The following is a 10,143-nucleotide window of genomic DNA, read 5'->3' as shown; positions in this document are numbered from 1 at the left end:
ACATCGTCGAGACCGGCAACGATAGTTGGCGATTCAAGAACCGCGCCTGAACGCCCCCTCAACACACCTCACAAGAGGGTCCCTTTTGCGTGCCGATCTGGGGTCCCAATTCAGTGCCGATTGACAGCCCCCGCCGCGACGCGTCAGCGCGGAGGGCGGCAACCGGTATGCCACCCGGGCGCTGGCCTCGGCGGCCCTGAACATCGCCTCTGCCGCCGTGGACAGCCGGCACCCCACCGCCGTCTCAGAGAGCTGGGGCCTTGCCCGCTTGGTCCGCTCCGGCCTGCTGACGGAAAGCGAGGTGATCCGCGTGGTGGATGAGGCGCTGCAACGCGCCGGCAAGCCCAAGGGCGAAGGCGCGGCGATCGCCGCCTGGGCCGTGAAGCACCGCGAGGACACCGGCACGCAACCGAGCATGGAGGGCAGCCGGTGATGGACGGATCGCAGATGCCGCCGGATATGGACGGGGCGGAGAACGCCTCGGCTTCTGGTGCCGATGATCTCGCGCTGGAACTGGCACGGCTGGCGAAGCTCTCGCGGGCAGAGTTCGCCCAGCAGCGCCGCGCGGCGGCCAGCCGGCTCAACATGCCGGTCAAGGATCTGGAGCGGGAGGTGAAAGCCCTGCGCCAACAGGTCACCCGCAAGCGACAGGAGGCGGAGCGCGAGCGGCAACGGCAGGCACCCGGCGCGGTGATCTGGCCGCCCGGTTTCCGGATGGAGGAGCGCGGCCTCGTCTTCATGGGCGGAGACGAGGACGCGGAGCCCGAACTGGTCTGCGCGCCCTTCCAGATCCTGGGCGAGACGCGCACCGCCACCGGCACCGGCTGGGGGCGCTACATGACCTGGTTCGACCGGGACAGGAACCGCCAGATCTTCGTGCTGCACGATCGGCTGCTGGTCTCGGATCCCGGGGTCCTGGAGGCAGCGCTCGCGGACCAGGGGCTGCGGATCAGCGGCCGGCCGAATGCACGCCTGCTGCTGCGCCAGGCCATTGCCGAAGCGGAGACGGACGCCCGCGTCACCACCGTCCCGCACACCGGCTGGCACCAGGAGGGCGGCAAGCCCGTCTTCGTGCTGCCGGGCGGCGAGGCCTTCGGGCCGAATGCCGGGCGGGTGGTGTTGCAGAACGAGCGTACCGGGAGCGGGGCGAGCTTCACGCCGGCGGGGAGCCTGGAGGACTGGCAACAGCAGGTCGCGCACTATGCTGAGGGCAACGACCGGCTGGCGCTGTTCCTCTCCGCCGCCTTCGTGGGTCCTCTCCTGGACATCGCCAGCGAGCCCAGCGGCGGGCTGCACCTGATCGGCAAGAGCCAGTCCGGCAAATCCACCGCCGCCTTCGTTGCCGGCAGCGTGTGGGGTCGCGGTGACCGGGACGGGCAGGTCCGGCAATGGCGTGCCACCAGCAACGGCCTGGAGGGCGTGGCGGCCGAGACCTCCGACACGGTGCTGATCCTGGACGAGATGGGGCAGGCCCACGCTCAGGAAATCGGGTCCATCATCTACACGCTGGCGAATAACAGCGGCAAAGCCCGGGCCAACCGCAACGGCGATGCCCGCGAACGCAAGACCTGGCGCACCCTCTTTCTCAGCACCGGCGAGGTGACGCTGGCCGCGAAGATGGCCGATGCCGGCAAGAAGACCATGGCCGGGCTGGAAGTGCGGCTGGTGAACCTGCCGGCCGATGCCGGGGCAGGCATGGGCGTGTTCCAGCAGCTCCACGACCTGCCGAACCCGGCCGCGCTGGCCAACCACCTGCGCGACGCGGCCCGGACCCACTACGGCACCGCGGCGCGGGCTTTCCTGGCGAAGCTGGCCAAGGACCGGGCAGAGGATCCGGAGGCGTTGCGGAGTTGGATCGCGGATGAGCGGGCAGCCTTCGTCGCAAAAAATGTGGCGGCTGATGCCGACGGGCAGGTCCGCAGCGTGGCCGGTAGGTTCGCCCTGATCGGCGCCGCCGGCGAGTTGGCGCAGATGTACGGGGTCCTCCCCTGGCAGGCGGGCGAGGCCATGCGGGCTGCGGCGGCATGCTTCCAGGTGTGGCTCGCGGAGCGCGGCGGCAGTGGATCGGGCGAGGACGCCCAGGCCGTGTCGCAGGTGCGGGCCTTCATCGAGGCACACGGCGCCAGCCGCTTCGAGCTGGTCGGTGGCGGCATCGACACCGGTATTGACCCTCGCACGGTCAACCGGGCCGGGTTCCGGCGGAAGGACGGCGACGGATGGGAGTATCTGGTTCTCCCGGAAGTCTGGCGGAACGAGGTGTGCCGCGGGCTGGATCCGAAGCGGTCCGCCGACACGCTGGCCGCCGAGGGGTTCCTGCTGGGTTCGACCGAACGACACCGGGCGGCGTCAGAGCGCATCCCGGGGCACGGACGGCTGAGGGTCTACGTGATCAGCGGCAAGATCCTGGAGGGCGAGGATGAGTGAGGCTGCCCGTCGGTTCGCGAACGCCCGCGCTGCGCGTATCGCCCGTGATGCGGCCGAGATGGAGCGCGACCACGCTCAGCTTGGCAGTGCGGGTGCGAATGTCACCCCTGGAACCCGTAGTGAGAGTGGAACCCGTGGAACCCGTGCGGAACCCGGCGTGGGTTCCACGGGTGACACGCAAAAAACGGCAGATTTCCGCCAGTTTTCGGAGGTTGGAACCCGTGGAACCCCTGGAACCCGTGAAAATCATAAAGTCCTGTTGGAAAACCGCGTTTCGTCTGCCTGGGGCCTGACTTCGGAGGAACGCGAGGCCGGTCTCCGACGCTTGAACGGTGAGGGGCAGCACGACGCCCCGGAGGCCCTGGCCCTAGCCCAGCACTACGCGGCACCGGCGGAGGCCGCACCTCCAGCCGGCCGCGATCCGCTGGCCGCCGGGTTGCTGCGGGGGTTCTACGCCCATCGGCAGGTGCAGGAGCCGCAGCCCAGCCAGGCTAGGCCACCCAGGGTCGAGGCCTGTTCCTGCTGCGGCGGCACCCGCTGGTGGCAGGAGGCCCGGAACCCGACCGGCTGGCGCTGCTGGCGGTGTCACCCGGGGGATCACCTGCGGCCCGAGGAACGGGAGGAGCGGCAGGGATGAGCCAGGAGGAAGCGGCTCAGTTGGATCGCATCCTCCGCCCAGGCCATGTGCTGACGGCCGAGGACGTGCGGTTACTGTCCCAGCAGCTGGAGCCACGTTGGAAGGTCCGGGCCCGGCGCTACGAGCAGCGGGACGCACTGATCCGGCAGGTGCGACACCAGTTCTTCCCCGGCGACTTGCGGCAGTCTGCGAAGCAGATGGAGCAGGCGCTGGTGCAGTACCTTGATGGTCCAGGACGATGGGAGAAGGATCTGTCGGCACTGCCGGACACATCGTCACCACGGCATGTGGCTCTGCATGCGGTCCTGCGTGCGCTGAAGGGTAAGACGCTCGGCTCGGAGCAGCTCTTCAATGTCTTCTGCAACAAGCGATCACCTTGGAAATTCAAATAGTTAAGTCTCCGAGTTTGTAGTCCTGCACTGCATTCTCTCCAAATCAGAGGAGAGATTGCAGTGTCTTCCAGCACCCCCACCAAGACCACCGCGGCCAACGAGGTCTATCGGGCCGCCTACAAGTCCGGCGCAGCGGCCGAGCGTGCCCGCTGGCAGGCGATCCTCGGCTCCAGCGAGGCCAGCACCAATCGAGCCCAGGCCATCCACCTCGCGGCCAACACCGGCATGTCGGCCGGGGAAGCGATCTCTATCCTGCGTCTCGCGGCCGGCGATGTGAGCGAGAGCCGCTTCGCCCACCTCAGCGACGGCAGCGCTGCGGCGCAGATCCTGCGAGCCGGCGATATCGCCCGCGGTCGAGTGAGCTGAGGCCAGCACCATGACCCTCGCGGAAATCCTCGCCCTTCACCCGAAAGGCGCCGACGCGGCCACGCTGCGCGACGCCATCACCCACGCCCAGGATCTGCGAGCCAGTCTGCTGCAGCGGGCCGGCGAGCTGGAGCAGACGCGACGCAACGGCCTCCTGACCCTGGAAGCCACGGACATCCTGCAGGCTTCCAGCGCCGCCACCGAGGCACGTCTCGACGCGGACCGGATCGAGGCCCTCCTGCCGGCCATGGAACAGGACTGGCGCACGGCGTCGGGCCAGGAAGCGCTCGCCGAACTGCGGGAGGCCGTGAAGCCTGTCGCCGACGCGGTCGCCGCTCTGGAAGCCTGGAAAAAGGATCTGGCCACCATCCGCAAGCTTATCGGCAAGGGCCTCCGGCTGCAGGACGCCGCCGCCGCCGCCCGGCAGAGCTACCTGAGCCAGGTAGACGACAGCTACCGCCGCAGCGAGGTGATGGCAGCCGGCCCCCTCGGCGTCACGGTGCCGGCGATGCCCGACACGCTCCCCCGCCAGCTCTTCCCGAACTGGGAACTGACGGAGGAAGACCTGTGAGCGACCCCATGAACGAGATCGTCACGGTCACTGTGGCTCCGGGCGAGAGGGTCGTGCTGGACCCGCACCCCAGCGGCATCGCGGGCATGCCGCCGTTGACCCTCTACGGTGGCGATCAGCTACGTGTGACGCTGGCGGAAGCCGAGCGGCTCTACCATCGGCGCAAGGTGGTCGGCATGCGCAGCGGCACGGTGAAGCCTGCCGACGCCGCCGCAGAGCCGACAGGGCCGGCCTTCATCATCGGCAACAGCCCGCCGCTGCAAGGCGTCCAGGCCGCCATGGCCATCGCTGCTGCCCAGCGGCGCGCCCTTGAGGAGGCAATCGAGCTGGACCAGGCGCAAGCCATGGAGCGGGATGCCGAGCGGGACAGGCAGGAACGCGGGCAAGGCGCTTATCGTCGCGGGCAGGTCCGCATCATCCAGACGGCGGCCGACAGCGTTGGCGCCTTCTCGGATCGCTTCGATTGGGAGGCGCCGTGATGCTCTCCGCAGAACATTCGGCGCACCGATCCTTGTTGAGGGAGGGATAACCCATGTCCGGATCCGCAACCGCCCTCCAGGTCCGCATCACGGCCAAGGACGACGCAAGCGCCGCCCTCACGCGCATCGGGCTGAACGCGAAAGTCGTCGGCGGCCAGTTCTCGAAGCTCGGGGATCAGTTCCGGTCGATCGGGTCGAGCGGCTTCAGTCGCGTGGCGCAGCAGGTCAGGGAGACCAGCCGGAGCTTCGAGAGGCTCGTACCTGCGATGGGTGCGGTCACGGGGGCCGCCTCTGTTGCCGGCGTGGTCGCCGCGACGGGACGCTGGGCGCAATTCGGTGCCGCGATCGGTCGGACAGCCTACCGCACCGAGACGACCGCCCGGAACCTGACCGGGATGCAGGCCGCCGCGGAAGCCATGGGCTCGTCCGCCGAGGATCTGACGTCGGGCCTGAAGATCCTGGGCGACGCAGCGGCTGACGCGCTGGGTGGCCGGAACAACGATGCGCTGATGATCTTCAATCAGTTCGGCATCGGCATCCAGCGTGCCAACGGCAGCGCCAAGTCCGGCGCCGAGATGTTCGATAGCATTGCCGACGCGATGGCTCGCCTCACCGATCCGAAGATGCAGGCGCGCTTTGCGGCGTATCTTGGTCTGCCTGAGAGCCTGATCCCCGTGCTGCGCAAAGGCTCCGCGGCATTTCGCGAGCAGCAGAAGATCGCGGAAAGCTATGGGGCGACCATCGGTCAGGACGGGGTCAAGGCATCCGAGCGCTTCATGGATGCGCAGCGCAGGATGGGCTGGGCCTTCACCGGTCTCGGGGACAGCATCTTTCAGACCGTCTCGCCTGCCCTTGCCGGCCTGATGCGGCAGTTCGCAGACTTCATCGGCCTCAACCGTCTCACCTGGGCGAAGGCGATCAAGACGGGTTTCACCTGGATCACCGACGCGGTGAAGGACGGCTACAAGAAGTTCAAAGACTGGATCGATGACGGCGGCTGGGACCAGATGAAGGCCAGCCTGAGCGAGCTGGGAGCATCCTTCACCAGCATCAGCACGGCGGTCGGCGATGTCGGCAAGGCGGTCTCCGAAGGGCTGCCAGGCTTGCACAGCTTCCTGGCGGAGATCCAGGGCATCCTCGACGTCTACAATCGCTGGGAGAAGAAGTTCGAGGAGTTCCAGCGCGGCCCCGTCATGCGCTTCCTGTTCCCCGATCTGGCGGTGAACAAGACCAAGGAGCAGCAGGAACAGGAGGGCGCACCTAAAGGTCGCGTCTGGTCTGCTGGCGATGCCGTCGGTGAAGCGATGATCAAGCTCCAGCGTCAGTTCGAGGCCATCTTCATCACCCGCGCCAAGCCGCAGCCGCAGAATGGAGGATACCCGTCAGGAGCCGCGCTGCGTCGTGCCAACGACCTCCCAAGCTCCGGCAGGCGCGTGTCGTCCCTAGAGCCGGACATCGAGCGCAAGATCCGTGAGGATGCGGCCAAGGAAGGCGTGCCGGCCGACCTCGCCGTGAGCGTCGCGAAGATCGAAGGCGGTCGCGCCGGTGGCAGGGACCTGATCAGCCCAGCCGGTGCCATTGGCCAGATGCAATTGATGCCCGGTACTGCTCGCGAACTTGGCGTCGATCCGAACGATGTGGACGAGAACATCCACGGCGGCGTGCTGTACCTGAAGAAGCTCCTGAAGCAGTTCAACGGCAACCAGCGTGCTGCTGCCGCGGCCTACAATGCTGGCCCGGCAGGCCGGGGCGTGGCCGACTTCGCCAGGAGCGGTGACGCCTCGGGCATGCCGCTTGAAACGCAGCGCTACATCCAGAGCCTGGATCGGCTGATGCCGCCTAATGGCTCCGGGAGCGGGGGCTACGTTCACGGCCGCGACGCGGACCGACCGATCGGCAAGCCGCAGCAAACCTCGCAGCGGGTGCCTGTGGATGTGACGGTGCGGCTGGCGGGGAACTTCCCGGCTGGCACCACCGCCACCGCCAGGACGCCAGATGGCACCCGCGTCGCACGGGCGATGGATGGGGGGATGGGCTGATGCGGCACCTTCGATCCCTGGCGATCCCGATCGAGTATGCGCCGCTCGCCATGTCCTGCCTGGAGAAGATGCCGGAGGGCCAGATGGCCCCCCGGTTTCCCATGGTGGTGTGCGGCGATGTCGCCGTCATTCCCGTCATGGGCTTCCTCGTCTCGCGACGGGATGACTTTCCCGAGGTCGCCAACCTCACCGGTCATGACGAGATCCAGCAGCACCTCGCCTCTGCCCTGCACGATCCGCAGGTGAGAGGCATCGCCCTCCTGGTCGAGAGTATGGGGGGCGATTTCGGGGAGTTGTCCGGGCTGTGCGACGCCATCAGCGCGGCGAAGGGCACGAAGCCGATTTGGGCCGTGGTGAAGAACGTCTGCCTCGGCGCGGCCTATGCCATCGCCTCGGGAGCGGATCGGATCCTGCTGCAGCGTGGGGGTGTCATCGGCGGCGTCGCTGGTTGCGTCGCCTGCACACCCCGGCCGGGCGACAGTTCCCCTGTCACGTTCGAGCCTATGCTGGCTGATGACGCCGCCAACCTGGAGACGCTCCGACAGGTGGTGAGCCGGAACCGCGGCATATCCCTGGACACGCTGCGGGGCTGGTCAGGTATCGGTCACACCGCCCTGGAAGCAGTCCCCGCCGGCCTGATCGACGCCATCCAGGACGAGACGGATGCGCTGACGGCACTCGCTGTGTCCTTGCGAAAGGGCAATCGCCCGTGAGCAACCCCACGATCCTCCCAGACATCTGCCCGCCGACCGGGAGGGTAGGTGTGTCCCTAGGGCAACACAAGCGCCCGGCGCATGGCCGGGCACCCCACCCATGCCCCCCCGGTCTGGGTCCTTCCTGACCCCTCCCCCGGACGCGGGGAATTCGCGACCCCGCGTCTTCCCTAGCTGCAAAACCCAAAATGTGGGTAACGACCCCCGGAGGTAACATGCCGACCTGTTCGCAGGCGGAGTTCGCACGGCTCCACAACGTCAGCCGCAAGACCGTCACCGACTGGAAATCTCGTGGCTATCTCACGCTTTCCGGTGGTCAGGTGGATGTCGAGGCATCGAATGCCCGCCTCTCCGCCGCCGGCCGCTCCAGGCTGAACCCCGCTACCCTCAAGCCCCGGATCGTGCGGACACTGCGGACAGGTAACGCCGATAGGTCCGCAGCCAAGCACGGCTTGTCCGCAGCGGCCCGGCAGCAGCACGCCGAGTTGTACCCCGACGTGCTGGACCTCTCGACCCTGGCCGGCCCCAGCACCGCCGGCGACATCGCCTTGCCGCTGCTGGTCCACCTGCCGCCCGAGACGGTGCGTCCCCTGGTGGAGAGTATCCTGGCCCAGATCCGGGCGGGCGCTGTGGAACTGGCGGACGACAGGCAGGAGCCGCCTGGCGGCCTGACGACCTGGGCTGAGCACCCCTGGTTCACCGAGCCGGTGCTATCGGATGCGGAGTGGCAGGAGTTGGTGGGGGAGGCACAACACACCACGTTCTAACCCCTGCAAAGTGTGGGGGTGATTGTGGGGTGGTTCGCTTTGGTGAGGCTCAAACCGGCAGAAAACCTGCCGGAATGGCGTCCCCTAGGGGATTCGAACCCCTGTTGCCGCCGTGAGAGGGCGGTGTCCTAGGCCTCTAGACGAAGGGGACGTGGCCATCGGTGAGGTGGCTTCTATCGGAGCCTCTGCCGGGGATCAAGCCATCTCGGGCCGCTTATTTGCATCCCTGCCTCGCGTGGGTGGGTCTTCACGCGGAAACCGTTCCAGGCGTGGGCAGGGCCGGCCGATTCACTCCGTGGGGCGCAGCTCGCCCAGCACCCGGCCGGAACGCGGGTCCAGCAGCAGCACGCGCTCGCCCTGCGGCCCTTCGACCCAGACCGCCACCCGGTCCCCCGCACCGGCCAGGCCGCGGATGCGGGTGCCCGCCGGCTGTCCCAGCCCGCCCTCGATCCTCTGGGCGGATGGCGTGGCGGCGGACATGCGCTGGACGATCACCGCGATCAGCCCCACGGTGCCCGCGACAATCAGAACTCCCATGACGATGACGAGCACCTTGAGCGCGCGCAATCAGACCCCCGATCTTTCCCTGGATTTCATCGCCACGCCGGAACAGGCGGGGCAGCGCCTGGACCGCGTCCTGGCGGAGGTGTCAGGGGCATTGTCCCGATCCCGTGTCAAGGCGCTGATCGAGGCCGGAGAGGCGCTGCGGGACGGCCAGCCCGTGGCCAACCCTTCCGAGGCCGTGCGGCCGGGGGCCCGCTACATCCTGCATGTCCCGCCACCGGAGCCGGCGACGCCGCAGGCCCAGGCGATCCCGCTCACCATCCTGTACGAGGACCCGCACCTGATCGTGCTGGACAAGCCGGCCGGGCTGGTCGTGCATCCCGCGCCGGGCAACCTGGACGGCACCCTGGTGAACGCCCTGCTGGCCCATGCCGGGGAGGAGCTGACGGGCATCGGCGGCGAGAAGCGGCCGGGCATCGTGCACCGGCTGGACAAGGACACCAGCGGCGTGATGGTGGTGGCGAAGTCCGAGGCAGCGCACCATGCGCTGTCGGAGGCCTTCGCTTCCCGCGACCTGGACCGGGAATACCTGGCGCTGGTCTGGGGCCTGCCCTCCCCCGGCAGGGGGGAGATCGAGGGCGATATCGGCCGCCATCCGATGGACCGGAAGCGCATGGCCGTGGTCACGCGGAACGGCAAGCACGCCCTCACCCGCTATGCCACGGAACAGGCCTGGGCGGCCGCCTGTGCCCTGCTCCGCTGCCGGCTGGCGACCGGGCGGACCCACCAGATCCGGGTCCACCTCTCGCACAAGGGCCATCCGCTGGTGGGGGACCCGGTCTATCTCCGCCGCACCCCGGCCTCGGCGAAGTCGCTCGGCCCGGAGGCGCGGGAGGCCCTGCTGGCCTTTCCGCGGCAAGCCCTGCACGCCGCCACGCTGGGCTTCCGCCATCCCGTGACCGGGGAGGCGCTGAGCTTCTCCGCCCCCCTGCCGCCGGACATGGCGGCCCTGCTGGACGTGTTGAAGCGCGACGGAGAGTAACCCGACTGTGACAGTCGGTTTTTCTTGCAAACAAAGGGCGAACGCGCTAAAAACTCGCTGCGCCGCCGCAGCCAGGTGCCGCTTTGAGGCGTTAGTCGCGGAGACATGTTCCGACGTGACCGGAGCGACCGCGACGCGCTGGGCCTGGCAACGGATGGGCACATTCCACAGCGGTCTCAGAGCCAGCCGTCACGGGGGCTCCTGAAACC

General features: G+C 68.3%; 12 protein-coding genes and 1 tRNA gene. 11 read left to right on the top strand and 2 right to left on the bottom strand.

Annotated elements, in window-relative coordinates; translation table 11 throughout:
* The first annotated feature begins 268 nt into the window (after nucleotides 1-268).
* The 10 genes from ROTAS13_RS26960 to ROTAS13_RS03285 all read left to right on the top strand — a co-directional run bounded on the left by ROTAS13_RS26960 (nucleotide 269) and on the right by ROTAS13_RS03285 (nucleotide 8,388).
* Nucleotides 269-433, top strand: a complete 165-nt coding sequence (locus ROTAS13_RS26960) for a hypothetical protein (RefSeq protein WP_171979023.1) — start codon at nucleotides 269-271, stop codon at nucleotides 431-433.
* Nucleotides 433-2,424, top strand: coding sequence for a DUF927 domain-containing protein (locus ROTAS13_RS03325; protein ID WP_075821541.1), 1,992 nt, complete (start codon nucleotides 433-435; stop codon nucleotides 2,422-2,424). Before ROTAS13_RS26960 ends, ROTAS13_RS03325 begins: the two co-directional genes overlap by 1 nt.
* Before the next feature lie 325 nt (nucleotides 2,425-2,749).
* A complete protein-coding gene (locus ROTAS13_RS03320) occupies nucleotides 2,750-3,061 on the top strand; it encodes a hypothetical protein (RefSeq protein ID WP_075821540.1) in 312 nt (103 codons plus the stop codon).
* Nucleotides 3,058-3,453 carry a hypothetical protein gene (locus ROTAS13_RS03315; RefSeq protein ID WP_139323256.1) on the top strand — a complete coding sequence of 132 codons (396 nt, stop codon included), beginning with the start codon at nucleotides 3,058-3,060 and terminating at the stop codon, nucleotides 3,451-3,453. Before ROTAS13_RS03320 ends, ROTAS13_RS03315 begins: the two co-directional genes overlap by 4 nt.
* Nucleotides 3,454-3,513: 60 nt before the next feature.
* Entirely contained in the window at nucleotides 3,514-3,819 is a 306-nt protein-coding gene (locus ROTAS13_RS03310; protein ID WP_027280207.1) for a hypothetical protein, read from the top strand.
* Between the two features lie 10 nt (nucleotides 3,820-3,829).
* Complete coding sequence (locus ROTAS13_RS03305; protein ID WP_027280208.1) at nucleotides 3,830-4,390, top strand: hypothetical protein; 561 nt, start codon at nucleotides 3,830-3,832, stop codon at nucleotides 4,388-4,390.
* Nucleotides 4,391-4,398: 8 nt separating this feature from the next.
* On the top strand, nucleotides 4,399-4,869 hold the full coding sequence (locus tag ROTAS13_RS03300; protein WP_139323255.1) for a hypothetical protein: 471 nt from the start codon (nucleotides 4,399-4,401) through the stop codon (nucleotides 4,867-4,869).
* Nucleotides 4,870-4,922: 53 nt separating this feature from the next.
* A complete protein-coding gene (locus ROTAS13_RS03295) occupies nucleotides 4,923-6,908 on the top strand; it encodes a transglycosylase SLT domain-containing protein (RefSeq protein ID WP_075821538.1) in 1,986 nt (661 codons plus the stop codon).
* Nucleotides 6,908-7,621: a hypothetical protein gene (locus tag ROTAS13_RS03290; protein ID WP_075821537.1), complete on the top strand. Its 714-nt coding sequence runs from the start codon at nucleotides 6,908-6,910 to the stop codon at nucleotides 7,619-7,621. Before ROTAS13_RS03295 ends, ROTAS13_RS03290 begins: the two co-directional genes overlap by 1 nt.
* Nucleotides 7,622-7,836: 215 nt before the next feature.
* Nucleotides 7,837-8,388, top strand: a complete 552-nt coding sequence (locus ROTAS13_RS03285; RefSeq protein WP_075821536.1) for a hypothetical protein — start codon at nucleotides 7,837-7,839, stop codon at nucleotides 8,386-8,388.
* A gap of 75 nt (nucleotides 8,389-8,463) precedes the next feature.
* Here the strand turns inward: ROTAS13_RS03285 and ROTAS13_RS03280 are convergent.
* Nucleotides 8,464-8,539: transfer RNA gene (locus ROTAS13_RS03280), tRNA-Glu, on the bottom strand.
* A 137-nt stretch (nucleotides 8,540-8,676) separates the two neighbouring features.
* Entirely contained in the window at nucleotides 8,677-8,955 is a 279-nt protein-coding gene (locus ROTAS13_RS03275) for a DUF6476 family protein (protein ID WP_019460117.1), read from the bottom strand.
* Here ROTAS13_RS03275 and ROTAS13_RS03270 point away from each other — a divergent pair.
* Nucleotides 8,924-9,934, top strand: coding sequence for an RluA family pseudouridine synthase (locus tag ROTAS13_RS03270; protein ID WP_058389521.1), 1,011 nt, complete (start codon nucleotides 8,924-8,926; stop codon nucleotides 9,932-9,934). The two genes, ROTAS13_RS03275 and ROTAS13_RS03270, sit on opposite strands and share 32 nt — an antisense overlap.
* Nucleotides 9,935-10,143 lie beyond the last annotated feature (209 nt).

The sequence above is a fragment of the Roseomonas sp. TAS13 genome (assembly GCF_001950415.1).
Lineage (GTDB): Bacteria > Pseudomonadota > Alphaproteobacteria > Acetobacterales > Acetobacteraceae > Roseomonas > Roseomonas mucosa.
Note: the sequence above shows the minus strand (reverse complement) of the source record. Positions and strands in the feature narration are given on the sequence as shown.

Excerpts from the sequence above, each read along its gene's own strand:
- ROTAS13_RS03300 (WP_139323255.1), top strand. The coding sequence starts at position 4,399 with ATGAACGAGATCGTCACGGTCACTGTGGCTCCGGGCGAGAGGGTCGTG.
- ROTAS13_RS03315 (WP_139323256.1), top strand. The coding sequence starts at position 3,058 with ATGAGCCAGGAGGAAGCGGCTCAGTTGGATCGCATCCTCCGCCCAGGC.
- ROTAS13_RS03305 (WP_027280208.1), top strand. The coding sequence starts at position 3,830 with ATGACCCTCGCGGAAATCCTCGCCCTTCACCCGAAAGGCGCCGACGCG.
- ROTAS13_RS03325 (WP_075821541.1), top strand. The coding sequence starts at position 433 with ATGGACGGATCGCAGATGCCGCCGGATATGGACGGGGCGGAGAACGCC.
- ROTAS13_RS03270 (WP_058389521.1), top strand. The coding sequence starts at position 8,924 with ATGACGATGACGAGCACCTTGAGCGCGCGCAATCAGACCCCCGATCTT.
- ROTAS13_RS03285 (WP_075821536.1), top strand. The coding sequence starts at position 7,837 with ATGCCGACCTGTTCGCAGGCGGAGTTCGCACGGCTCCACAACGTCAGC.
- ROTAS13_RS03290 (WP_075821537.1), top strand. The coding sequence starts at position 6,908 with ATGCGGCACCTTCGATCCCTGGCGATCCCGATCGAGTATGCGCCGCTC.
- ROTAS13_RS03295 (WP_075821538.1), top strand. The coding sequence starts at position 4,923 with ATGTCCGGATCCGCAACCGCCCTCCAGGTCCGCATCACGGCCAAGGAC.